The following is a 24,615-nucleotide window of genomic DNA, read 5'->3' as shown; positions in this document are numbered from 1 at the left end:
GATGACGTGTCCAGCCTAAGGGAGTGCAGGCTAATCGCACTCCCTTAATATTTGTCGAGGAACACGCAGGATTTATGAAGCCGATTTTTAGCAGAGGCCCGTCTCTGCAGTTACGCTTAGTTTTAGCCGTGATTGCTGCGATAGCGATCATCGTTGCAGATAGCCGCGTGGGTTCTTTCCGCGAAATTCGCAGCTATCTTGATACCTCTGTAAGTCCATTCTACTTTCTGGCTGATGGCCCGAGACGTTTCCTGGATGGCGCTGCAGAGACATTCGCGTCGCGTCAAATGCTTGAACAACAGAATAATGCGCTGCGCCGTGAACTGATGCTGAAAAATAGTGAGCTGTTGTTACTGGGACAATATAAGCAGGAAAATATTCGTCTGCGGGAGCTGCTGGGCTCACCGCTACGTCCTGGTGAGCGTAAAATGATCACTCAGGTAATTTCTGCGGGAGCGGATCCATACAGTGACCAGGTGATCATTGATCGAGGAAGTGACAGCGGCGTTTATGAAGGCCAACCAGTGATTAGCGATAAAGGGGTCGTTGGTCAGGTGGTGTCCGTCGGTAAATTCAGCAGCAGGGTCATGCTGGTATGCGATGCATCCCATGCTTTACCGGTTCAGGTATTAAGAAATGATGTCCGCGCGATTGCTTCGGGTGCCGGATGCTCAGAAGATCTGCAACTGGAAAATATGACGGGTAGCCAGGATATTCGGGTGGGGGATGTTCTGGTCAGTTCCGGACTGGGGGGACGTTTCCCTGAAGGTTACCCGGTGGCTGTGGTTTCTTCTGTGACTGTAGATACCCGGCGCGCAACGACGGTTATTCAGGCGAAACCAACCGCCGGACTCCAGCGGCTACGTTATCTGTTACTACTGTGGAACACCGGAAATAATGACGGAGCTTCCGTGACTCCGGAAGCTGTTCGCCAGGCTGCCGATGATCGGCTGTTACAGATGATGCCTCAGGTGTTGCCGCCGGCGGGTGAAGCGGGTAAAGCACCCGCCAGCGATGATACGGCCCCTGCGGCCGGAGCTACCGTTCCTCCGGCGAGCGGAGTCGCGCGTGGAGACCGTCCTTGAGTAGTCGTTATCGCAGTCAGGGACGCTGGGTCATCTGGTTATCTTTTCTTGTTGCTCTGATTCTTGAAGTTATGCCGTGGCCGGAACAGATCTATATGTTCCGGCCATCATGGTTATTGTTGATTCTGCTTTACTGGGTATTGGCATTACCTCATCGGGTCAATGTGGGTACCGGCTTTTTTCTGGGTGCGGTGATGGATCTTATTGTCGGTTCAACGCTGGGAGTCAGGGCACTGGCTTTAAGCCTCGTAGCCTATCTGGTAGCTTATAAATTTCAGTTATTCCGAAATCTTGCCCTCTGGCAACAAGCCTGCATGGTGACAGTGTTATCGTTATTTGTGGATGTTGTAGTGTTCTGGGCGGAGTTTCTGGTCAGCGATGTGGCTTTCCGACCAGAGATTTTCTGGGGCGGAATAGTCAATGGGGTACTCTGGCCCTGGTTGTTCCTGCTAATGCGTAAAATTCGTTATCAGTTTGCCGTTCAGTGAGTGAAATTATGCTCAGTTTATATCTTGCCTCTGCCTCCCCGCGTCGTCAGGAGTTACTGGCTTTGTCAGGCCTTACTTTTGAACGTTTGATCACCGATGTGGAAGAGGTGCGCCGTAAGGACGAGTCTCCGCAGGCATATGTATCCCGTCTGTCGGCAGAGAAAGCTCTGGCAGGCGTCCGGGTGGCCCCCCGAAACTTGCCGGTTATCGGTGCGGATACTATCGTTGTTTCTGAAGGCAGAGTGCTGGAGAAGCCCTGCAGTGAAGAAGATGCCTGCCGGATGCTGAACGCGCTGTCAGGAAAAACGCACCAGGTGATAACCGCGGTGACCGTAGCTAATCGTCAGCACAGTCTGACGACCAGTGTGACCACTCAGGTCACTTTTCGTCAGCTGAATGCCCGTGATATTGCGCAGTATATTGCCAGTGGAGAGCCTATGGACAAGGCAGGAGCCTACGGTATTCAGGGAAAAGGGGGACGTTTCGTCAGGTCTATCGAAGGCAGTTATTCTGCAGTCGTAGGTCTGCCGCTGGTGGAAACGGAAGAGCTGCTCGACCAGTTACAACTTTTAGCGGCGGAAAAGGATCAACATGACGGCTGAATTACTTGTAAATGTCACCCCTTCAGAAACCCGGGTGGCTTATATTGACGGTGGAATTCTGCAGGAAATCCATATTGACAGAGAATCCCGCCGGGGTATTGCCGGAAATATTTATAAAGGCAGAGTCAGCCGCGTCTTACCAGGCATGCAGGCCGCATTTGTAGATATCGGACTGGACAAAGCTGCCTTTCTTCATGCCTCAGACATTATGCCGCATACTGAGTGTGTTGCCGGTGATGAACAGAAAAAATTCAGTGTCCGTGATATCGCTGAGCTGGTGCGTCAGGGGCAGGACCTGATGGTTCAGGTGGTTAAGGAACCTTTAGGGACCAAAGGTGCCCGTCTGACTACCGATATCACTTTACCTTCCCGTTACCTGGTCTTTATGCCGGGGGCTTCACACGTCGGCGTTTCTCAGCGTATTGAAAGCGAACAGGAACGCGAAAGACTGAAGAAAGTCGTAGCAGATTATTGCGACGAAAACGGAGGTTTTATTATCCGAACAGCCGCCGAAGGGGTGGGTGAAACGGAGCTGGCCCGCGATGCTGCATTTCTTAAACGATTATGGGGTAAGGTATCAGAGCGCAAAAAACGGAATCAGACACGTTCGTTACTTTATGGTGAACTGGCCCTCGCTCAGCGGGTACTCAGAGATTTTGCAGAAGCCGAACTTGATCGTATTCGTATCGATTCCCGGCAGACCTACGAGTTGTTGCTGGACTTTACATCGGAATATATGCCGGAAATTACCCGTAAGCTGGAGCTCTATTCCGGGAAGCAGCCAATATTTGATTTATTCGATGTCGAAAATGAAATTCAGCGGGCGCTGGAACGTAAAGTTGAGCTGAAATCCGGTGGCTATCTGATTATTGATCAGACCGAAGCCATGACGACCATTGATATTAACACCGGGGCATTTGTCGGCCATCGTAATCTTGAAGAGACGATCTTTAACACCAATGTTGAAGCGACTCAGGCGATTGCACGGCAACTTCGGTTACGTAATCTGGGTGGGATCATTATCATCGACTTTATTGATATGTCCGATGAAGAGCATCGTCGCCGGGTACTTCATTCGCTTGAAACTGCGTTGAGCCGTGACCGGGTGAAAACCGGTATCCATGGTTTTTCAGCCTTAGGGTTAGTGGAAATGACCCGCAAACGCACCCGGGAAAGCCTTGAGCATGTGTTATGTGGTCAGTGCCCTGCCTGTCAGGGGCGTGGTTCGGTCAGAACTGTAGAAACAGTGTGCTACGAAATTATGCGTGAAATTGTGCGGGTGCACCATGCATACGATACCGATCGTTTCCTGGTTTATACGTCCCCCCGGGTTGCCGAAGCGTTGAAAAGTGAAGAGTCCCACGCGCTCGCGGAACTGGAAATTTTTATCGGTAAGACGGTGAAAATTCATGCGGAGCCACTGTATAACCAGGAACAGTTTGATGTCGTTATGATGTGACTTCCTGAATCTTACGGGGAAAGTCTTGCGCGTTAACAGGGATGTTAAGTTGTTGATCGGCTATAATGCAATATCAGCGGCCCGGCCGCAGATAGTTTTGTATTTTGTATATCCGGGTCTGATTACCGGGTGTGAATCAAGGAGAAGTGTGTGAGGCGTTTGCCGGGGATATTATCACTGATAGTTGCTACGCTGATCGTGATCGTCGCGTTGCTGATCAGTGGTCTCCGTATCCTGATGCCTTATATGAACCAGTACCGTACTGAGATCCTGTCGGTTGTTTCGTCGGCGACCGACAGCCATATCCAGGCGGGTGAGCTTACAGGCCGCTGGGAAACCTTTGGCCCTTCGGTCGATATTAAAGATCTGCGCAGTACACTTGACGATGGTACTACCCTGACTATTTCTCATGTCCGGCTGGCGCTGGATGTCTGGCAGTCTTTACTTCATGCGCGATTACAGTTTCGTGATCTGACTTTTTGGCAGTTGCAGTTGGATCTTCCTTCGTTACCACAAGCCTCTCCCGGCAGTGGCGGTCACCTGGCCCCTAAGCAGCTACAAAGTCTGTTTCTTCGCCAGTTTGACCACTTTGTATTGCGCGACAGTAATATCACCTTTCCTTCCCCATCCGGTCAGCAGGTGCAGTTAGCGATCCCGCAACTGACCTGGTTTAATGAGCGTAAACGTCATCGTGCTGAAGGTGAAGTTGGGCTGACCAGTTTCACCGGGCAGCATGGCGCTATTCAGGTGCGGCTTGATCTGCAGGATGAAAAACAGCTCATTGACAGTGGACGTATTTGGTTGCAGGCCGATGAGGTAGATGTTAAACCCTGGCTGGGACGTTGGATGCATGATAACACGACACTGCAGAGTGCTGATTTTAGTCTGACGGCGTGGATTAATCTGAAAAATGGAGCTGTCGACTCAGGAGATCTGCAGCTGAGTAAAGGCAGCGCCAGTTGGCAGGCTGGTCTTCAGTTGCATCAGTTAACCGTCGATGATCTGACGGCTCATCTGTCCAGGTCAGGTAAGGGATGGGCGCTATCTATCCCTCAGACGGGTATTGAAACAGACCAGCAACGCTGGCCTCAGGGGCAATTGTCACTGTACTGGCAGCCCGAACAAAATAATTTACTGCGTGCCGCTAATGCTTCTGAAATCAGAGTCAGGGCGACTCATCTTGATTTGCAGCGCATGGCTTCACTGGTCCCTCTGATGGCACCGCTGGCACCTGAGCTGGCCGGACAATGGCAGTCATTGCAGCCGGAAGGTACCGTGGATAGTCTGGCAATCGATTTTTCGCTGGCAAAACCGCAAACCAGCCGTTTCCAGGCCAGCTGGCACAATCTTAGCTGGAAAAGCTGGGAATCAGTGCCTGCGATAACGGGATTATCCGGATCGGGGAGCGGCAGCTTTGATCACGGACAACTGAGGGTCTCCGGAGGGCCACAAAATATAACCGTTGGGAGTGAATTTCGTGCCCCGCTGGAAATGGGGCAATTCTCGGGTGAACTGACCTGGGATACCCGTGACGGTAACCTGCTCCTGGAAGGGAAAAACCTAAAAGCCAGCGCCCGTTCGGTCGAAACCCGGGGAGATTTTAGCTATCAGCAGCTTAAAGACGGAAAACCACGGCTGGATATTCTGGCCGGGATTAACGTATTGGATGCTGGTGATGCATGGCGCTATTTTCCACAGAATCTGATGGGAAAAAACCTGACAGATTACCTGAGCGGAGCCATTAAAGGGGGAACAACCCGTAACGCGACGTTGATTTTCGCCGGGAATCCTCATGATTTCCCGTTCCGTCATAATGAAGGCATGTTTCAGGTGAGCGTTCCGTTAACGGAGGCGACTTATGCTTTCCAGCCGGGCTGGCCTGCACTTAACCATCTGAATATCGACCTGAATTTTGTTAATGATGGATTATGGATGAAAGCCCCGCTGGCCCAACTGGGAAATGCCACGGCAGCCAACGTTACCGCGGATATTCCGGACTACCGGCAGGAAAAACTGATAATTAATGGTGACATTACTGGCAGTGGTAGTGATATTCATGATTACTTTAAACAAACTCCACTGGCAAAATCGCTGGCAGCGGCCCTGGCACAGTTGCAAATTAAAGGGGATGTCAGCGGACATCTTAATCTGGATATCCCGCTGAATGGCAAACTGGTTACCGCGACCGGTAATGTCGTCTTTAATAATAACGACCTGTTTATCCAGCCACTGAAGACGACGCTGAAAAATCTACACGGTAATTTCCGCTATGTGAATGGCGCGCTGACCAGCGATCCTATCCAGGCACAGTGGTATGGGCAGCCGGTGACATTTAACTTCTCGACGCTCGAACAGAAAAATGATTTTGCGGTGAATGTTGGTCTGCAATCTGTCTGGCACCCTGAATCAATATCGGTGCTACCTGCTGCGTTGCGCTCACGGCTAAAGGGAAATCTCCCCTGGAAAAGTAAGGTGGATATCAGTCTGCCATATCATGGTGAAGCCAGCTATAAAGTCAATATTACCGGAGATGCAGGTGAAGTAAGTAGTCACTTACCATCGCCGTTGGATAAGCCAGGCGGTGGCCATCTGCCAATAGACGTCAATGTTAACGGGAATCTGCAGAGCTTTATTTTGAGTGGCAGCATCAAAGGTGACCAGCATTTTGTCAGCCGTTGGTTACTGACACCCCAATTGAGGCTCGACCGGGGTATCTGGAAAGATCATACAAATAAGACACCCGCTCTTCCGGATAAAGCCGCGATGGTCGTGAATTTGCCGGCTCTCAACGGGGAAGATTGGCTGGCGCTGTTAACTAATAATAAAAATAATAATGATACTAATGAGTTACGCAGTACCGGCAGTCATGTGCAACTTCCTGGTGATGTTGAATTACATACGCCCTCGCTCAACCTGGGAGGGCAACGCTGGAATGATTTAACGGTATCACTGGCGGAATCGATGTCTGGTAATACCACTGTGACCGCGTCCGGTAAAGAAATTCGTGGTGTACTAAATATAAATAATCATCAGCCGTGGCGACTGAATCTTGATTATCTCTATTACAACCCACAATCGGCCTCAGGAAATCCGCTGAGTGGAAAAATGTCCAATCCTTCTACGCTCAGTTTCACTCAGTGGCCAGCATTACAATTGAATTGTCAGCAATGTTGGTTCTCCGGACAGAATTTCGGGAAAATCTCTGCTTCTCTGGCACCTTCCGGAACTAAGTTAGTACTTACAAACGGCGAGGTGAATACCGGTCACGCTAAACTGAAGGTAAATGGTGAGTGGGACAATATCCCGGGCGCACCACGTACAGCCTTAAAAGGTCAGCTGACCAGTGACGATATCGGTCAGACGATGCAATGGTTTGGTACGTCAACCCCGGTGAGAGAGGCTCCGCTAAAACTGGACTACGATTTGCATTGGCGAAATGTGCCGTGGAAGCCGGAGATCTCAACAATCAGTGGTATATTGAAACTGCATACCGGTAAAGGTGTGATAGAAAATGTCAGTACTGGCCGGGCTGGGCAGTTGTTGCGGCTGGTCAGTGTCGATGCGCTGTTGCGTAAGTTAAGTTTTGATTTCAAAGATACCTTTAGTGACAAAGGATTCTATTTTGATTCCGTGAACGGTACTGCATGGATACAAAATGGTGTGCTGCAAACTGATAACTTACTGATTGATGGACTGGAAGCGGATATTGCTATGAAGGGACAGGCAGACTTCGTCCGTCGCCGGCTGGACTTCGAAGCTGTAGTGGCTCCGGAACTCTCAGCATCAGTAGGGGTAGCGACAGCCTTTGTGATTAATCCGGTCGTCGGGGCGGCGGTATTTGCTGCCAGTAAGGTTCTGGCACCGTTGTGGAATAAGATTTCACTCCTGCGTTATCACATAGGCGGTACTATGGATGATCCGCAGATTCATGAAGTTTTACGTAAGCCACGCACCGCTGAATGAGACAAATTTGACGGCAGAGCAGAATTACAGCAGGCTATATCTAAACGTAATTATACGAGTGAGAAATGATGACACTGAACCTGCTAAGTGAGCACCTGCTAACTGCTAATAATATTAAACAGCAGGATTTATTTTCCCTGTTAAGCCAGCTTTCAGAACGCCGTCTGGATTATGCCGACCTCTATTTCCAGTCCAGTTACCATGAGTCCTGGGTGCTTGAAGACGGTATTATTAAAGACGGTTCGTGGAATATTGATCAGGGTGTGGGCATCCGGGCGATCAGTGGTGAAAAAACCGGCTTTGCTTATGCTGATCAGCTGACTCTGAAAGCTTTGCAACAGAGCGCCGATGCCGCCCGTAGTATAGTTCGTGAATCTGGCAACGGGAAAGTGAAAACCCTGGCAGAAGTCACTCATACCCCGTTGTATCCGGCTTTGAACCCGCTGGACAGCCTGACCCGTGAAGAGAAAATTGCGTTATTACACCGGGTGGATAAAACAGCACGTGCTGCAGACCCGCGTGTCCAGGAGGTGAGTGTCAGCCTGAGCGGGGTTTATGAACAGGTACTGGTCGCGGCAACCGATGGCACACTAGCCGCAGATATCCGTCCACTGGTCAGGCTGTCAGTCAGTGTTCAGGTAGACTCCCAGGGGAAACGTGAACGAGGAGCCAGTGGTGGTGGAGCCCGGACAGGGTATGAATTTTTCCTTGCCGATGAATCCGGTGAAGTTCGTGCTGACGCCTGGGCTAAAGAAGCGGTGCGTATGGCACTGGTGAATTTGTCTGCGGTTGCTGCACCTGCAGGAGCATTGCCTGTTGTTCTGGGTGCCGGTTGGCCCGGAGTACTGCTGCATGAAGCGGTGGGGCATGGCCTGGAAGGTGATTTTAACCGGCGTGGAACGTCGGTATTTAGCGGTAAAGTTGGACAACTGGTGGCTTCAGAGCTTTGTACCGTCGTAGACGATGGAACCCTATCCGACCGCCGTGGCTCGCTGGCAATTGATGATGAGGGTGTACCTGGTCAGTATAACGTCCTGATTGAAAAAGGTATTCTGAAAGGATATATGCAGGATAAACTGAATGCCCGCCTGATGGGCGTTGCACCGACCGGTAATGGACGCCGTGAATCATACGCCCATTTGCCGATGCCACGTATGACAAACACTTATATGCTGGCGGGAGAATCCACACCTCAGGATATTATCGAAAGTGTGGAGTTTGGCCTGTATGCCCCGAACTTTGGTGGCGGGCAGGTGGATATTACTTCCGGGAAATTTGTGTTCTCAACCTCAGAAGCTTATCTGATTGAGAAGGGTAAAATTACTACACCTGTCAAAGGTGCTACGCTGATCGGTTCCGGCATCGAAGCCATGCAACAGATCTCGATGGTAGGTAACGATCTGGCGCTGGATAAGGGGGTAGGTGTCTGCGGCAAAGATGGTCAGAGTGTGCCAGTGGGTGTCGGACAGCCGACCTTAAAACTGGATAAACTGACCGTGGGTGGTACCGCCTGACTCTCTGTAGTTCTATCTGTTAACGCACAGCCCTTCAGGCTGTGCGTTTTAGTTTCTGCTACGGTATTCCTGATACTTTAGTGCCATCTCGCGAAAGTATTCGGTGAGATAATCGATACAAACCTGCACTTTTAATGGCAATTTATCCTTTTCTGTATACAGCGCATATACTGGCCGTGGCTTTGACTGATATTGGGGATACAAAATCTCTATTTCGCCTTGTTTAATATCATCCAGTACCCACATCAGTGGCATACAGGCAATACCGGAGCCAGCTTTTAACCAACCAATCAGGCTGAGTGGGTCATTGGTCGCGAAGCGTCCTTTCGGGGACAATCTCAAAGTGTTTCCGTCCGGGGCTGTCAACTCAAATTCGTTATACGGATAAACACTGTATTCCAGCCAGGCAAAGCTTTCTAATTCCTCCGGCCGTGCGGGAAGATCTCTTAGCCCGGGAAAGCGGGTAGAGGCGCAAAGCACCATCGGCATACTGCCCAGCCGTCGTGAAAACAGCGCTGAATTCTCTAGGTTCCCCGCCTTGATCACTAAATCTAATCCATGAGCGATTAAATCCGGAGAGGGATTTCCGGTGATTAAGTTAACGCTTAACCCCGGGTAGTCGTTCAGTAGTTTTGCTGTCATTGGTGATAAGACAATTCTTGCCATCGTCGTGGTACTGCCAATGCGCAGAGTACCTATGGGGGTATTATTGAAGGCATACAACTGTTCATGAACTTGTGCTGCTTCGCTCAGCATTTTCCTGCACCCCTGGTAATAAATTCGGCCAGCTTCAGTGAGACCGATACTACGGGTACTACGATTCAGTAGTTTAACCTGCAATTCATCTTCCAGCTTCGCGATAGTTTGGCTGACAGAGGAGACACTGAGGTGCAACTGGTTTGCTGCGGCAGTGAAAGAGCCTAAATCAACCACTTTCGCAAAAACTGACATACCTTTTAAACGTTCCATTGTTAACTCTGAATTAAAAGTGATTTATGTCACATAAAGTAGAAAACTAACTATCAGACACGTTACTATAATGAGATCCGGTCAATAATTTACGTTCTTGCTGTACCGTCTAAAGTTATACAAATTCAAGTATTTTGACATATGCTTGTGGTTAGCTGGCTATCAGAGAGCGATTGCCCCTGATGCTGATGGCCACTATTCCTGGTTGTCTGGGTGTAATGTCATGATTCCAAAGGGTTTAAAATGAGTGTGCATCCGGTTTTAGTCGTCTTTGGGCTATCTTTTCCGCCCATTTTTGTAGAGCTGATTCTTTCGCTGCTGCTGTTCTGGCTGGTGAAAAGGATTCTGACTCCCAGCGGGATATACGATCTTGTCTGGCATCCTTCTCTTTTTAACACAGCGCTGTATTGCTGCGTCTTTTATTTTGTCTCCAGTTTAATGGTCTGAGGTTTCAGTGAAAACGCTTATAAGAAAAATCGCACGTTATGCGATAACCCTGATTCTGGTGGTCATTGCCATCATCATTGTATTCAGGGCCTGGGTCTACTACACCGAGTCACCCTGGACCAGGGATGCTAAATTTGCTGCAGATGTTGTGGCGATCTCTCCTGATGTTACGGGGCTGGTCAGTGAAGTCAAAGTCCACGATAACCAGTTTGTGAAGAAAGGCGAGACTCTGTTTATTGTCGATCGTCCGCGTTTTCAGGAAGCCCTGGATGAAGCTCAGGCCAATGTTGAATACTATCAGGCAGTAGTAGCGGAAAAACGCCGTGAAGCAGCACGTCGTAACAAGATAGGTACACAGGCATTGTCGAAAGAAACCGTCGATCAGGCCAATAATGATCTACAGACCAGCGAACATCAGCTGGCACAGGCTGTTGCAGCCCGTGATTTGGCCCAGATTGATCTGACCCGTACCGATGTGCAGGCACCTTCCGATGGCTGGGTGACAAACCTGACCGTATTCGGAGGAGAGTTTATTACCCGTGGCTCGGTGGCAGTGGCTCTGGTGAAAGCGCAGTCTTTCTATGTTATCGCTTATATGGAAGAAACCAAACTGGATGGCGTTAAACCAGGTTACCGGGCTGAAATTACTCCACTGGGCAGCAACGTCACCCTGCATGGTACCGTAGACAGTATTGCCGCGGGGGTAACCAACAGCAGCAGCACGGTTGACTCGAAAGGGATGGCAACGGTGGACTCTGATCTTGAATGGGTAAGGCTTGCGCAGCGTGTTCCGGTACGTATCCATCTTGATAAACAGCCAGGTAACCGCTTTCCTTCGGGTACTACTGCCACAGTGGTTGTGACCGGTGAAAAAGATCGACCCCATGAAAAGCCTACGTTTATCTCAGGTCTGCTGAACAGATTAAGAGAATTTGGTTAATCGGGGTGAACGATGGTCCAGTATTTTCGTTTTCCGGTTAAATTAACTTTTGCCATCCTGATGGCGCTCATCGTGGGTTTCTATTGTAATTTAGAAACTCCACGCTGGGCAGTCATGACCGCCGGTATTGTTGCCGGCGGTCAGGCATTCGCCGCCGGGGGAGACCCTTATTCTGGAGCTCTGCGACACCGCGGGATACTACGTATTATCGGAACCTTTATTGGCTGCCTGGCTGCACTGACTATTATGATTTTTACCGCGCGGGCGCCGGTGGTCATGTTATTACTCTGCTGCATATGGTCAGGCTTCTGTGTCTGGTGGTCATCACTGATACGGGTCGAGAACTCCTATGCCCTGGGCCTGGCAGGGTATACGGCACTGATCATTATCGTAACAGTAGATGCCAGCGGTACTCTGCAACTTGTTCCCCGCTTTGCTGTAGAACGTTGCTGCGAAATTATCATCGGTATTGTTTGTGCCATCGTTGCCGATATGATCTTCTCTCCCCGCTCAATCAAGAAAGTGGTCGATCAGGAAGTCGAATCTCTGTTATTAGCCCAGTACCAACTGTTACAGCTGTGCGTCAGACACCAAAGCAAAGAAGAGCTGGATAAATCCTGGAATGCGCTGGTGCGTCGTACCAGTGCTTTTAGCGGTATGCGCAGCCAGTTGCGGATGGAATCAAGCCACTGGCGTAATACCAGTCAGCGTATGAAAATGTTACATACCTTATCTCTCACCATGATTACCCAGGCGGCGGAAACGTTTCTTATTCAGAATACCCGGCAACATTATGTGCCGGATGATTTCCATCAGCTCATCGATCAGGATGTCAATAATATTACGGGCTTTCGTAAGCAACTCAAGGAGTTGCGTCGGCTACTGACACTTAATGAAACCTCCGATATCCCGGTGACTCTCAGTAGCTGGGTGGGTGCAGCTTCTGAATATTTACTGTTGATGAAAGGGATTCAAAGTAATGCCCGGATAAACAAAACCGAAGAAACTATTCTGCAACGTGAGGGTGAAGTTCATGTCCGTTCTGCTGAAACTCATCCGGCGATGATCAACGGGATTCGCACATTTGCGGCAACCGCACTGGGCTCACTGTTTTGGTTGTATACTGGCTGGAGTGCCGGCAGTGCCTGTATGGTCATGCTGGCAGTTGTGACGTCTCTGGCGATGCGCTTGCCTAATCCTTTGATGATGGCAAAAGATTTTCTGTACGGGATGTCGGTGGCGGTGCCTTTAGGCGCGATTTACTACGTATTCTTAATGCCGGGCACCCAACAAAGTTTGTTTTTGCTGTGTCTGATTATAGGCGCTCTGGCTTTTGTCTGCGGTATTTTTATCCAGAGGCGTCAGTTGGGTACCCTGGGAGCATTTATCGGAACTCTGAATATCATTGTGTTAAGCAATCCCATGAGTTTTTCTATCAATACTTTTATTGATAGTGCTCTGGGCCAGGTGATTGGATGTTTTGTTTCAATGATGGTGATATTACTGATTCGTGATAAATCAAAAGCCCGTACCGGACGGAAAATTCTCAACCGATTTATGTATGCTGCCGTTTCATCATTAACGACTAATCCGGAAAAACGCAGGGAAAATTACCTTCCTTCTTTGTATCAGCAATTATTTTTGTTATTAAATCTTTTCCCCGGAGATATCGATAAATATCGTCTGGCGTTAACATTAATCATCAGCCACCAACGTTTACGCAGAGCTGATATACCCCAAAATGCCGATTTGTCTGAATTTCATCGTCGTTTGCGTTACACCGGTGACAGGGTTATCTCATCTCATAGTGAAGAAAAAAAACGCTACTATTATCATCGGCTGTTGCAGGAATTTGAGATTTACCAACAAAAGCTTAAGCAATATTCTGCCCCTGTATCAGTGACGGAGCCGGTACACCGGTTGGCCGATATTCTGTCTCGTTACCAGAACACTATGATTAATATCTGAAGCGTGGTCCGCAGCCCCGCGAGGCGGCAGACATGAGAGACCAGGAAGATGACCTGGTGAGTTGTCGCTGGTTTATCTCTGTTTCGTGCTGTTAAACCGAAAGTTCAGAAATAAAAAAAGCCCCCGGAAAGGGGGCGAAGCTGACGTTACTGTAGTGTTATTATGTAAATCCCGGTGGGAAGCCGGTAACTTACAATTATTATAATATTTAAGATCCTGCATGGCTCATCCGGATAATTTATCCCGGCGTGTGATTTTTATTATTTTCCGGTAAGCCTGATTCATTTTGATTCTTATGACAAATATTACGGTCATGATTCCTGTGTACAGACAGGATCTCACCGGATGTTTTTTTTACTTTTTTACAGACTATTGTTTGAGGTTATTTATAAATAATGGCGGTTTCGTGATAGTTGCCATTCATATAAGCCTCGGTGACATGGTAGGCTTTAGCCCCCAGGGAAGCTGCTTTATTATTTAATTGTTCGTCGATATCCGAAGGTGATGCATTAATTCCGCTGACGGTAATCACGCCAAAAGACTGCATTCCCCGGGCCTGTTCGCTACTGACAGACTGCGCAGCAAAAGTGCTAAATGACAGCGCTGATAACACGCTGACCATCGCCAGGCCTGCTTTTATTTTCACAATCGTTTCCTCGTTAATTTTTTAATTTCGTGATTCAGATCACGGAGAAAATTATAGATCTGATAACGTAAGAAATTAATGTTTTGCTAATAATGTTTTTTTCGAATGAAAGCGATTACCTGGAGATTTTTATAACAATTTAAACTAAAAATTGATGGTAATTTAACCCGGTGTGTTTTTTTCCTTTTATAACAAAATGTTATGTGTACTTAACATTAAGTGCTATTTTGTCGGGCGTTAACACTGGTGTCATATTTCAATGTTCGACCAGAGGTCTGCAGGGGATAGTGCGGGAAATGGAACCGGGAAGCGTAGCGATACTGGTTGACCGGCATCATTCAGATGCCGGTATTTCTGACTTAGAGTTCCTGTTCGAACAGAGTCAGAATGGCATCATAAAGTTTTTTCACGGTAAAGTTTCGTGATGGAGTGACAAAGATAGTGTCATCACCGGCGATAGTCCCCAGAATGCCTTCTGCTTTACCCAGGGAGTCGAGTAGCCGGGCAATGAGTTGAGCAGCACCAGGACTGGTATGGATGACGACCAGAGCGTCATTATAATCAATATCTAATACCAGATTTTTCAGTGGGCTGCTGGTCGTTGGAACCCCCAGTTCAGCCGGCAGACAGTAAACCATCTCCATTTTTGCATTTCGTGTACGCACTGCACCGAATTTTGTCAGCATCCGTGAGACTTTAGACTGGTTTATGTTGTTAAAGCCGTCGTCCTGAAGAGCAACTACAATTTCGCCCTGAGAACTAAACTTTTCTTCTTTTAGCAGTGCTTTAAATGCCCTGATTAAATCTTCTTGTTTAGAGGAGGTTCGCATAGGCTACCATGAGTAATAAAAGGGAATTGCGCAGGGATAATTACATGATTATGCACCTGTGTGAATTTTTATGCAATCGACAAACGGGTATAAAAAGGCGGGAATGCGCCAGGCGCGGATTGTAGCAAATAAATTGTGAATAGTCCAAATGGCCAGATAATCACTTTTTTATAGTTTTTTATATTGCAACTGACCAACGGATAGTTTGTTTAGCTCTGCTGTAGCTTGTCATCAGGGTTGAGTATTCGGTGACAAACCGGGAGTACTATCGGGGAATTTATTCCGATGAATGGATAAAAAATCATACGCTGGCCGGTAAGAGCGAAATGGCGCGCGGCTTGCCTGCAGCAAGACGACGATTGGCAATTAAGGAGAAGAGTTACTTACGCCGTTGTCCTGTGGGAATTCACGGATGGTGACAGGAATAGTCATCTTTTTATCATTACGTAGTAATTCAACCTCAATGACGGTGCCGGGACGAATTTCAGCGACCTGGTCCATCGTTTCCTGTGCAGAAACGGCGGGTTTTCCATTCACACTTAACAGCAGGTCATTGGCTTGAATACCAGCCTGTTCTGCCGGGCCTCCGGGAGCGACTTTACTGACCACAATTCCCTGTATCTTATCCAGACTGTTGCCGTGACCATTCAGGGCTGGAATTTCCCGGGTGGTTATTCCGATAAACCCGCGTATCACCCGGCCGTAACGGATAAGCTTATCCATTATCTGGGTAGCCAGAGCTGTCGGGATAGCAAAACCAATACCTTCAGGAGTTTCTCCGTCGCTACTTTTATCAAACGTCAGAGTGTTTATCCCCATCAACTCACCTTGTGAATTGATCAGAGCACCTCCGGAATTTCCCTGATTAATAGAAGCGTCAGTTTGCAGAAAATTCTGGCGTCCTGAGGAACTCAACCCTACGCGCCCGGTGGCACTGATAATGCCCTGAGTGACGGTTTGTCCCAGGTTATACGGGTTACCAATAGCCATCACCACATCACCAATATGGGGGATCCGTTTCCGGTTGATGGGTATGACCGGCAAATTAGTGGCTGAAATTTTCAAAACAGCAAGGTCAGTCATCGTGTCTGAACCGACCAGGGTTGCTTCGTAGAAACGTCCGTCCTGTAACGCCACAATGATCTGATCTGCATTATTGATGACATGCTTGTTGGTAAGAATGTAACCTTTGTTGTTCATTATCACCCCAGACCCCAGAGTGGTAATGCCGCGACTGTTATTGGTCTGAGTATTGCGGTTATAGACGTTAACGACCGCAGGTGCCGCCCGTCGTACCCCCTGGCTGAAACTGACTACCGGTTCTTCGGCACTATCATCTGAATGGTCGAACAGAGCGAGCACGCGGCTTCCATAGTGAAATCCAGGCATCACCAGTAGAATCACTACTGCCACAATAAGGCCGATAATCACCGAACGTAATAATTTGAGTAGCATGCCAGTTGCTTTGCCAGAAGAAAGGTGGCTTAGGATAACATGATAACGGTCGGCACGGGTATCCGCTTGTGACGACCGTTATCAGTGCTTTTTAACGCATTAACAGATAGATACTGTCTTTTCCACGAATGATATTCAGAGCGATAACATCCGGTTTGGTGTCGAGGACTTTCTTCAGTTCATCAAGGCTTTGTACCCGTTGGTGGTTAATGCTGACAATCACATCACCGGCATGCATGCCAACCTGTTCTGCGGCACTTTGTTTACTCACCGAAGTGACTTTCACACCTTTCTGTTTATCTGTTGTTTCTCCGTTACCAAATTCAGCGCCCTGGAATGCCGGCTGAGGTAACTGAGTCGATGCGCTATTCGAAGAGTTACTTTGATCCAGAGTGACCACCACATTGATGGTTTTACCATCACGCAACAATCCGAGTCGCACTTTTTCGCCCGGAGCCGCGGTCCCGACTTTAACTCTCAATTCGGCAAATCCGGTAATCGCCTTATCATTCAGGGTGGTAATAATATCACCCGCTTTGACACCGGCTTTATCTGCAGCGGAACCTGGTAATACCTGGGCGACAAACGCACCATGAGTGACATTCACATTGAAAGCTTTTGCCATATCAGCGGTCAGTTCAGTCCCTTTAATTCCTAACTGACCGTGTTTCACCTGGCCGTACTTCATCAACTGGTCGGCAATGTTGATAGCCATATTGCCAGGAATGGCAAATCCGATACCAATATTCCCGCCACCGGAGGCCAGAATGGCAGTATTAATGCCGATTAACTCACCACGCAGATTCACCAGCGCTCCGCCTGAGTTACCACGGTTAATTGCAGCATCCGTCTGAATAAAGTTCTCCAGGCCTTCAATATTCAGCCCGCTGCGGCCTAGTGCTGAAATGATACCGGAAGTTGCGGTTTGTCCCAGTCCAAACGGGTTACCGATAGCGATCGCGAAGTCACCTACCTGCAGTTGGTCCGAGTTACCAACTTTAATTTGAGTAAGATTCTTCGCATTGCTGACCTGTATCAATGCTATATCGGACTGGCTGTCGCTGCCGATCAGTTTGGCGGTGTACTGGCTGCCATCACTGAGTTCGACAGTGATTTTATTGGCACCATTGATGACATGATAATTTGTGAGAATATAGCCTTTCTGCGCATCAATAATCACGCCGGAACCCAGTCCTTCAAACGGCTGACCCTGCGAATTTTGTGGTGCCTGTTGGCCAAAGAATTTCTTCAGTGGCTCAGGAATATTTTGATCATCAGATGCCGGCTGAATGCCACTGACTTTCACACTCACCACTGCCGGCAGAACTTTTGCCAGCATAGGGGCCAGTGAAGGGAGTGGTTGACCTTCAACCTTTACTGGCAGACTTGCCTGGACAGGAAGTGAAAAAGACAGATTCAGCCCGGCACCCAGCGCCATAGCCAGCAGTAACGGTGATAATTTTTTCATTTTGCAGGTGTTCTCACTGTTGAGGGTAAGAAATTGCCGGAGTACGCAATGGCGGCAGCGGAAACACACCGGGCGCATTTATGCGCCCGGTGGGATCATTTGTGGTTTATCGGGCCGCTTCTCAGTAATCCTGAAGCGCCTTCAGAGTAATCCCGCGGGATTTGAACCGGAGCCTGATCATTATCAGCTTCTGCTTCGGTATCCTGCCAGGCAAACGGATTCTGGTCCCCGGGCAAATCAGGTAACAGATCGTTAGAACCTTTCGCCATATGCTGATAAAGCTGACGGTAATCATGAGCCATGTTATCCAGCAATTCGGCACTGCGTGCAAAATGGCCGGTCAGTTCTTTACGGTAATCTTCCAGTTCAGCTTTCGATTTTTCCAACTCATACTGAACGTTACGTTGCTCACGTAATTTTTTATTTCCAAAGCGCATAGCAACAGCGCCAATGACAAGCCCAATTACTAATCCGATTAGCCCATATTCCCAGGTCATAATGACTCCCCTAATTTCCGTTGTTCTTCAGGGCACAACGATTCACTACTGCATGATAATCAGTTAACAACAAGAAGATAACCTACTTCAATACTAGTCACTATACCCGTTAATCTCCCGGATGTGGAATCCTGAGTCAGGCTGTCGTACTGTATAACGGTTTTTTTTCGTCAAACGACAACAAACGGACTTTTCCGGATAGCTGAGAAAAATGCAAATGACATCACCCCTGGCCCTGTATCAGCAAGAGCTTACCCGCGGCGCTTTTCAGCCTGATGACGTTCAGAAGGCGGCAATAACCCGACTGGATTCGATTTATCAGTCTTTTACCTCACGGAATACCTCTCAGTTACCCTCCAAAAAAGGCGTGTTTGGCCGTCTTTCCGGGTTACTGGGAAAGACTAAACAGGATGAAATAACCCCGGTTCGTGGCTTGTATATGTGGGGAGGGGTGGGTCGCGGGAAAACCTGGATCATGGATCTGTTTTTTCAGTCTATTCCTGGTGAGAGAAAACTTCGCTTACATTTCCACCGGTTTATGCTGCGGGTGCATGAACAACTCACAGAATTGCAGGGGCACAGCGACCCGTTATTGATTATTGCTGACCGCTTTAAAGCAGAAACCGATTTATTGTGTTTTGACGAGTTCTTTGTTTCCGATATTACCGATGCTATGTTGCTGGGTACTCTGATGGAAGCTCTGTTCGGGCGGGGTATTACACTGGTAGCTACCTCTAATATTCCCCCGGATGACCTGTATCGTAATGGTTTGCAAAGAGCGCGTTTTTTACCTGCAATTGAGCAGATTAACCGCCATTGTGACGTGATGAATGTTGATGCAGGGATTGACTATCGCCTGAGGACATTGACCTCAGCTCACCTCTGGAAAACACCCGCCACACCACTGGCTACAAAAGAGATGGCGTCGATGTTTGGTGTTCTTTCCGGCTGTGACTACTCTCAGGCAGAGTCACCTGTGCTGGAAGTTAATCATCGGCAGATGGCAACACTCAAAGAACATGGCGGCGTGGTGGCACTGGATTTTGTTACGCTGTGTGGTGAAGGACGCAGTCAGCTTGACTATATAGAGCTTTCGCGGCGTTATCACAGTGTCTTTTTGTTTAATGTTCCTGTGCTGACAACGGCGATGGAAGACCAGGCAAGACGATTTCTGGCATTAGTCGATGAGTTTTACGAGCGACATGTTAAACTCATTGTCTGCGCAGAAGCCGCGCTGGAAGATATTTATGCCGGCAATCAGCTAAAATTTGAATACCAGCGTTGCCTTTCACGTCTGCAGGAGATGCAGAGTGAAGAGTTTCTGCGCCGCCCTCATTTGCCATGAATGCGAATGTCCGGGCGCGGGGCCGCAATTTTTATCGCAAAAAGAGTCGATTTTTAGTCGCGACTTCTCTATACTCTTGCGACCCCACGTTACGGCAAATGGTTTTTTTTCCCAAAAACCTTTGTGATCCGGTAATTCTATCCGAAGGGGTAGGCTTGCTGGCAAAATGGTCGTGTGAGCCTCAATCGTTTACTTAAGCGTTTGGGATTTCACCAACGTGTAACTTATATTTGGGTAAGCTTTTCAATGAAAACTTTTACAGCTAAACCAGAAACCGTCCAGCGTGACTGGTATGTTGTTGACGCGACAGGCAAAACTTTAGGTCGTTTAGCGACTGAACTGGCTCGTCGTCTGCGTGGTAAGCATAAAGCGGAATACACTCCGCACGTTGATACCGGTGATTATATTATCGTTCTGAACGCTGATAAAGTTGCTGTTACCGGCAACAAGCGTAGTGATAAAATTTATTACCATCACACCGGCCACATCGGTGGTATCAAGCAAGCGACCTTCGAAGAGATGATTGCTCGCCGTCCTGAGCGTGTGATTGAAATCGCGGTTAAAGGCATGCTGCCAAAAGGCCCGCTGGGTCGTGCTATGTACCGTAAACTGAAAGTTTACGCAGGTAACGAGCACAACCATGCGGCACAGCAACCGCAAGTTCTTGACATTTAATCGGGATTACAGGCAATGGCTGAAACTCAAAACTACGGCACAGGTCGCCGCAAAAGCTCCTCCGCTCGCGTCTTTATCAAGCCGGGAAGCGGTAACATCGTTATCAATCAGCGCTCTTTAGAGCAGTATTTCGGTCGTGAGACTGCACGTATGGTCGTGCGTCAGCCACTGGAACTGATCGATATGGTTGGAAAATTTGATCTGTACATCACTGTTAAAGGTGGTGGTATCTCTGGTCAGGCTGGTGCGATCCGTCACGGTATCACACGTGCTCTGATGGAGTATGACGAATCTCTGCGTTCAGAACTGCGCAAAGCGGGCTTTGTTACCCGTGATGCACGTAAAGTTGAACGTAAGAAAGTCGGTCTGCGTAAAGCACGTCGTCGTCCACAGTTCTCCAAACGTTAATTGTTTGCTGCTTTTGCAGCATATCAGTTGGCATCAAAAACCCGCTTCGGCGGGTTTTTTGTTGATTTATTCTCTGTATTTGCGTCATTTCAGGCATTTTATTGGCAAATCTTTAATCACCCCCCACAAACAGGCGAAGATCTGATAAACTGTCGGCTTAATTTATGCTTGGCAGCAGTTAAGCGATGCGCAGAATTCAGGGAATGGTTGAAAAGAACGCATCTGCATAGGTTGCAAGCGCTATGTTTACTGGTTAGCAGGCCATCGCCGGCTATTCCCGGTATCTTTTTGAGCAAAGTGGAGGTTTTCATGGCTGTCGCTGCCAACAAACGTTCGGTAATGACACTGTTTTCCGGACTCACTGATATTTTCAGCCACCAGGTGCGTATTGTCCTGGCTGAAAAGGGCGTTAGTGTGGAGATTGAACAGGTCGATATGGATAACCTTCCACAGGATCTGATTGATCTGAATCCGTATTGTACGGTTCCTACCCTGGTTGACCGTGAGCTGACGTTGTATGAATCCCGCATTATTATGGAATACCTGGATGAACGTTTTCCTCATCCGCCATTAATGCCGGTCTATCCTGTCGCCCGTGGTGAAAGCCGCTTGATGATGCACCGTATCGAACAAGACTGGTACAGCCTGATGTTCCTGATCGAAAAAGGAACCGCTCAGGAGGCTGATGATGCCCGTAAACAACTGCGCGAACAGCTGCTGGCCATTGCACCTTTATTTTCCCGTACACCGTTCTTCATGAGTGAAGAGTTCAGCCTCGTGGATTGTTATCTGGCGCCGCTATTGTGGCGTTTGCCTTCAATGGGTGTGGATCTGAGTGGTGCGGGTTCAAAAGAACTTAAAGGTTATATGACCCGTGTTTTCGAACGTGATTCTTTCCTGGCTTCACTGACCGAGACTGAACGCGAAATGCGTCTGCAATTTCGGGGTTAATTATGGAAATGTCTGAAATGACAGCACGTCGTCCCTATCTGCTGCGTGCTTTCTATGACTGGTTGCTGGATAACGATCTGACGCCGCACCTGGTCGTAGATATTAATCTGCCCGGCGTGATGGTTCCGCTGGAATATGCTCGTGACGGACAGATTGTATTGAATATTGCCCCTCGCGCGGTGGGGAACCTGGAACTGACCAATGAAGAAGTGCATTTTAATGCTCGCTTCGGTGGTGTTCCACGTCAGGTTATTGTGCCGATGGTGGCAGTTATGGCTATTTATGCGCGGGAAAATGGGGCAGGGACGATGTTTGAGCCAGAACCAGCGTATGAACAGCTGGCGGGTGATGATGAGGCTCAGCAGGTACCGTCTGAGACTGTGATGTCTGTCATCGATGGCGATTTGCCAGATGATGCAGAAACATCTGTTGATGATGACGACAACGAACCACCTCCTAAAGGTGGCGGGCGTCCTGCGCTGCGCATCGTTAAATAACCACGGACCTCTTTATGAACCGGCCACGATCAGTGGCCGGTTTTTCTTCTGTAGTTCACTTCACAGCTGTTATTGCGCCGTATAGCCACCGTCTACCAGAAGCGATGCGCCATTTATAAAACTGGCTCCGGATCCCGCCAGAAACAGTACTGCATTTGCTACCTCTTCCGGGCGGCCCAGCCGTCCCTGAGGATGAAGTCTGATTAAATCGTTTTTCTGTTCCTGTGTCAGTTTTTTCAGTAGCGGGGTATCGATGTACCCGGGGCAGATCGCATTAATACGAATATTTTTCCCCGCATAATCGGCGGCCAGAGTTTCGGTCAATAGTTTTACTCCGCCTTTTGCCGCAGCATAAGCTGTAACATGGCGTTTTCCGACAAAGCTATGTATCGACCCACAGTTGACGATAATTCCGTCTTGCTGACGGGTTAACCAGTGTTGGATAGCATATTTGTTACTCAAAAAAACACCGGACAGATTAATATCGATAGTCTTCTGCCAGTCGCTGAACGATAGATCTTCTACTGCTCCATCCCTGGCGATTCCCGCATTCGCAAAAACGATATCCAGCCAGGAAAAGGTATTGAGGGTATCAGTGATCAGTGCCTGCTGGTCCTGTTCGCTACAGACATCGGTCTTTCTGAACCGGACGTTTAATCCCTGTTGTTGTAATTTCCCGGCGATACTCTCTCCGTCAGCGGCGATATCCGCTATCATGACAGATGCGCCCGCACGGCCGAAAGCTTTGACCGTTTCCAGGCCAATCCCACTGGCTCCACCGGTTACAATGACAACTTTTCCCGAAAATTCCATAGATGCTCCTTATCTCAACCAATACTATTCACCCTTTGAGCCAGTGAGTTACAAAATTCGCTGGCTCCCCGGCAACGGACTCCATCCGGAGTGATGCCGGAGTCAACGTTAACTTTTTGGCCAAAAAAAAAGGCACATAAATGTGCCTTTTCTCGCGGAGGTATTAGTGCAGGATCACACTTCCAGGTAATCCATAATTCCTTCAGCTGCTTTGCGACCTTCCGCAATGGCAGTCACTACCAGATCAGAACCACGGACAGCATCCCCCCCGGCAAAGATCTTAGGATTGCTGGTCTGGAAGGTACTTTCGCTTTTCTCAGGGGCAATAATCCGGCCCTGGGTATCCAGTTCCACGCCAAATTCTGCCAGCCAATCCATTTTATGCGGACGGAATCCGAATGCCATAACAACAGCATCTGCCGGGATTACATGCTCAGAACCGGCGACGATTTCTGCCCGACGACGGCCGGCTGCATCAGGTGGTCCCATTTCGGTACGGGCCATTTTCACACCGCTGACCCGACCGCTGCTGTTAATTTCCACACCCAAAGGCTGCAGGTTGAACTGGAATTCAACCCCTTCTTCACGGGCGTTTTTAACTTCGCGTTTTGAACCTGGCATATTTTCTTCGTCGCGACGATAGGCGCAGATAACATGACTGGCACCCTGACGAATGGAAGTACGTACGCAGTCCATCGCGGTATCACCACCGCCTAACACGACCACACGCTTGCCGTGCATAGTGATGTAAGGCTGGTCATCCAGCGGCTCAAAGCCCATAGTGTGACGGGTATTGGCTATCAGGAAAGGCAGGGCATCATAAACACCAGGTGCCGATTCATTCTCCAGTCCTCCGCGCATTGACTGGTAAGTCCCGACACCGAGAAATACGGAGTCGTACTCATCCATCAGCTCATTCAACTGAACATCTTTGCCGACTTCGGTATTGAGTCTGAACTCAATACCCATTTCGGTGAACAGCTCACGACGTTTAATCATCACTTCTTTTTCTAATTTAAAAGAAGGGATACCGAAGGTGAGTAAGCCACCGATTTCCGGGTGTCTGTCATAAACTACGGCTTTTACGCCGTTACGGGTCAGTACATCTGCACAGGCCAGTCCGGCAGGACCTGCACCGATAATCGCAACACGTTTACCGGTAGGGGTCACGTGAGACATATCTGGCTTCCAGCCCATCTCCATCGCTTTATCATTGATATAGCGCTCAATGTTACCGATGGTGACGGCACCGAATTCGTCGTTCAGTGTACAGGAGCCCTCGCACAGACGGTCCTGCGGGCAAACCCGGCCACAGACTTCCGGCAGACTATTCGTCTGGTGAGAAAGGTCTGCAGCTTCCATAATCCGGCCTTCATTGGCCAGTTTTAGCCAGTTCGGAATGTAGTTATGGACCGGGCATTTCCACTCACAATACGGGTTACCGCAGGCCAGACAACGATCAGCCTGCGCCTTTACCTGGCCTTCCGAAAAAGGCTCATAGATTTCAACAAATTCAATTTTCCGGATTTTCAGCGGTTTCTTGGGCGGATCAACACGCTGCAAGTCGATAAATTGATAAACGTTCTGACTCATCG

22 protein-coding genes are annotated in these 24,615 nt (G+C 48.7%); 14 read left to right on the top strand and 8 right to left on the bottom strand.

The annotated features are described in order from the left end of the window. Positions 1-74 precede the first annotated feature (74 nt). The 6 genes from mreC to tldD all read left to right on the top strand — a co-directional run bounded on the left by mreC (position 75) and on the right by tldD (position 9,111). Complete coding sequence (gene mreC, locus B3Z23_RS15210) at positions 75-1,085, top strand: rod shape-determining protein MreC (RefSeq protein ID WP_294911633.1); 1,011 nt, start codon at positions 75-77, stop codon at positions 1,083-1,085. Then, complete coding sequence (gene mreD / locus B3Z23_RS15205) at positions 1,082-1,573, top strand: rod shape-determining protein MreD (RefSeq protein ID WP_038016801.1); 492 nt, start codon at positions 1,082-1,084, stop codon at positions 1,571-1,573. Before mreC ends, mreD begins: the two co-directional genes overlap by 4 nt. Positions 1,574-1,581: 8 nt before the next feature. Further along, the gene (locus B3Z23_RS15200; RefSeq protein WP_294911631.1) at positions 1,582-2,175 is read left to right on the top strand and encodes a Maf family protein; all 594 of its coding nucleotides are present in this window, start codon (positions 1,582-1,584) and stop codon (positions 2,173-2,175) included. Then, the gene (gene rng, locus B3Z23_RS15195; RefSeq protein ID WP_294911629.1) at positions 2,165-3,634 is read left to right on the top strand and encodes a ribonuclease G; all 1,470 of its coding nucleotides are present in this window, start codon (positions 2,165-2,167) and stop codon (positions 3,632-3,634) included. The genes B3Z23_RS15200 and rng overlap by 11 nt, the downstream gene beginning before the upstream one ends. Positions 3,635-3,784: 150 nt before the next feature. Then, positions 3,785-7,597 carry an AsmA2 domain-containing protein YhdP gene (yhdP, locus tag B3Z23_RS15190; protein WP_294911628.1) on the top strand — a complete coding sequence of 1,271 codons (3,813 nt, stop codon included), beginning with the start codon at positions 3,785-3,787 and terminating at the stop codon, positions 7,595-7,597. Positions 7,598-7,665: 68 nt separating this feature from the next. Beyond that, positions 7,666-9,111: a metalloprotease TldD gene (gene tldD, locus B3Z23_RS15185; protein ID WP_294911920.1), complete on the top strand. Its 1,446-nt coding sequence runs from the start codon at positions 7,666-7,668 to the stop codon at positions 9,109-9,111. 48 nt (positions 9,112-9,159) lie between these two features. Here tldD and aaeR read toward each other — a convergent pair whose 3' ends face one another. After that, positions 9,160-10,080: an HTH-type transcriptional activator AaeR gene (gene aaeR / locus B3Z23_RS15180; RefSeq protein ID WP_294911626.1), complete on the bottom strand. Its 921-nt coding sequence runs from the start codon at positions 10,078-10,080 to the stop codon at positions 9,160-9,162. Positions 10,081-10,323: 243 nt separating this feature from the next. On the opposite strand from aaeR, the gene aaeX reads away from it, so the two are divergent. Genes aaeX through aaeB form a run of 3 tightly spaced genes read left to right on the top strand, consistent with a single transcriptional unit; the run spans position 10,324 to position 13,435 of the window. Then, a complete protein-coding gene (gene aaeX, locus B3Z23_RS15175) occupies positions 10,324-10,527 on the top strand; it encodes a p-hydroxybenzoic acid efflux pump operon protein AaeX (protein WP_038016811.1) in 204 nt (67 codons plus the stop codon). Between the two features lie 7 nt (positions 10,528-10,534). Continuing rightward, positions 10,535-11,467, top strand: a complete 933-nt coding sequence (gene aaeA, locus B3Z23_RS15170; protein ID WP_294911623.1) for a p-hydroxybenzoic acid efflux pump subunit AaeA — start codon at positions 10,535-10,537, stop codon at positions 11,465-11,467. A gap of 12 nt (positions 11,468-11,479) precedes the next feature. Then, entirely contained in the window at positions 11,480-13,435 is a 1,956-nt protein-coding gene (gene aaeB, locus B3Z23_RS15165) for a p-hydroxybenzoic acid efflux pump subunit AaeB (protein ID WP_294911622.1), read from the top strand. Between the two features lie 382 nt (positions 13,436-13,817). Here aaeB and B3Z23_RS15160 read toward each other — a convergent pair whose 3' ends face one another. The 5 genes from B3Z23_RS15160 to zapG all read right to left on the bottom strand — a co-directional run bounded on the left by B3Z23_RS15160 (position 13,818) and on the right by zapG (position 18,331). Next, positions 13,818-14,081: a YdgH/BhsA/McbA-like domain containing protein gene (locus B3Z23_RS15160; protein WP_294911620.1), complete on the bottom strand. Its 264-nt coding sequence runs from the start codon at positions 14,079-14,081 to the stop codon at positions 13,818-13,820. Positions 14,082-14,440: 359 nt separating this feature from the next. Continuing rightward, complete coding sequence (argR, locus tag B3Z23_RS15155) at positions 14,441-14,911, bottom strand: transcriptional regulator ArgR (RefSeq protein WP_038016822.1); 471 nt, start codon at positions 14,909-14,911, stop codon at positions 14,441-14,443. A 366-nt stretch (positions 14,912-15,277) separates the two neighbouring features. Further along, a complete protein-coding gene (degS, locus tag B3Z23_RS15150; RefSeq protein ID WP_294911618.1) occupies positions 15,278-16,366 on the bottom strand; it encodes an outer membrane-stress sensor serine endopeptidase DegS in 1,089 nt (362 codons plus the stop codon). Positions 16,367-16,457: 91 nt separating this feature from the next. Next, positions 16,458-17,834, bottom strand: coding sequence for a Do family serine endopeptidase (locus B3Z23_RS15145; RefSeq protein ID WP_294911616.1), 1,377 nt, complete (start codon positions 17,832-17,834; stop codon positions 16,458-16,460). Between the two features lie 95 nt (positions 17,835-17,929). Further along, on the bottom strand, positions 17,930-18,331 hold the full coding sequence (zapG, locus tag B3Z23_RS15140; protein WP_038016825.1) for a Z-ring associated protein ZapG: 402 nt from the start codon (positions 18,329-18,331) through the stop codon (positions 17,930-17,932). Between the two features lie 211 nt (positions 18,332-18,542). Between zapG and zapE the strand changes: the two genes are divergently transcribed. The 5 genes from zapE to sspB all read left to right on the top strand — a co-directional run bounded on the left by zapE (position 18,543) and on the right by sspB (position 22,207). Beyond that, positions 18,543-19,676 (top strand): cell division protein ZapE, encoded by a 1,134-nt coding sequence (gene zapE, locus B3Z23_RS15135; protein ID WP_294911614.1) that lies wholly within the window; start codon positions 18,543-18,545, stop codon positions 19,674-19,676. Positions 19,677-19,922: 246 nt separating this feature from the next. Then, positions 19,923-20,351, top strand: coding sequence for a 50S ribosomal protein L13 (gene rplM, locus B3Z23_RS15130; protein WP_038016830.1), 429 nt, complete (start codon positions 19,923-19,925; stop codon positions 20,349-20,351). Positions 20,352-20,366: 15 nt separating this feature from the next. Next, positions 20,367-20,759: a 30S ribosomal protein S9 gene (gene rpsI / locus B3Z23_RS15125; RefSeq protein ID WP_038016832.1), complete on the top strand. Its 393-nt coding sequence runs from the start codon at positions 20,367-20,369 to the stop codon at positions 20,757-20,759. A gap of 309 nt (positions 20,760-21,068) precedes the next feature. Continuing rightward, positions 21,069-21,710, top strand: a complete 642-nt coding sequence (sspA, locus tag B3Z23_RS15120) for a stringent starvation protein SspA (protein WP_087486881.1) — start codon at positions 21,069-21,071, stop codon at positions 21,708-21,710. Positions 21,711-21,712: 2 nt separating this feature from the next. Then, entirely contained in the window at positions 21,713-22,207 is a 495-nt protein-coding gene (gene sspB / locus B3Z23_RS15115) for a ClpXP protease specificity-enhancing factor (RefSeq protein WP_294911612.1), read from the top strand. 69 nt (positions 22,208-22,276) lie between these two features. Here sspB and B3Z23_RS15110 read toward each other — a convergent pair whose 3' ends face one another. Together B3Z23_RS15110 and B3Z23_RS15105 are read right to left on the bottom strand one after the other, a co-directional pair. Continuing rightward, complete coding sequence (locus tag B3Z23_RS15110; protein WP_294911610.1) at positions 22,277-23,020, bottom strand: SDR family NAD(P)-dependent oxidoreductase; 744 nt, start codon at positions 23,018-23,020, stop codon at positions 22,277-22,279. Between the two features lie 174 nt (positions 23,021-23,194). After that, positions 23,195-24,613: a glutamate synthase small subunit gene (locus B3Z23_RS15105; RefSeq protein WP_294911608.1), complete on the bottom strand. Its 1,419-nt coding sequence runs from the start codon at positions 24,611-24,613 to the stop codon at positions 23,195-23,197. Positions 24,614-24,615: the final 2 nt, after the last annotated feature.

Origin of the sequence: Tatumella sp. UBA2305 (genome assembly GCF_002345795.1) — a bacterium.
In the GTDB taxonomy this organism is placed as follows: Bacteria; Pseudomonadota; Gammaproteobacteria; order Enterobacterales; family Enterobacteriaceae; genus Tatumella; species Tatumella morbirosei.
Note: the sequence above shows the minus strand (reverse complement) of the source record. Positions and strands in the feature narration are given on the sequence as shown.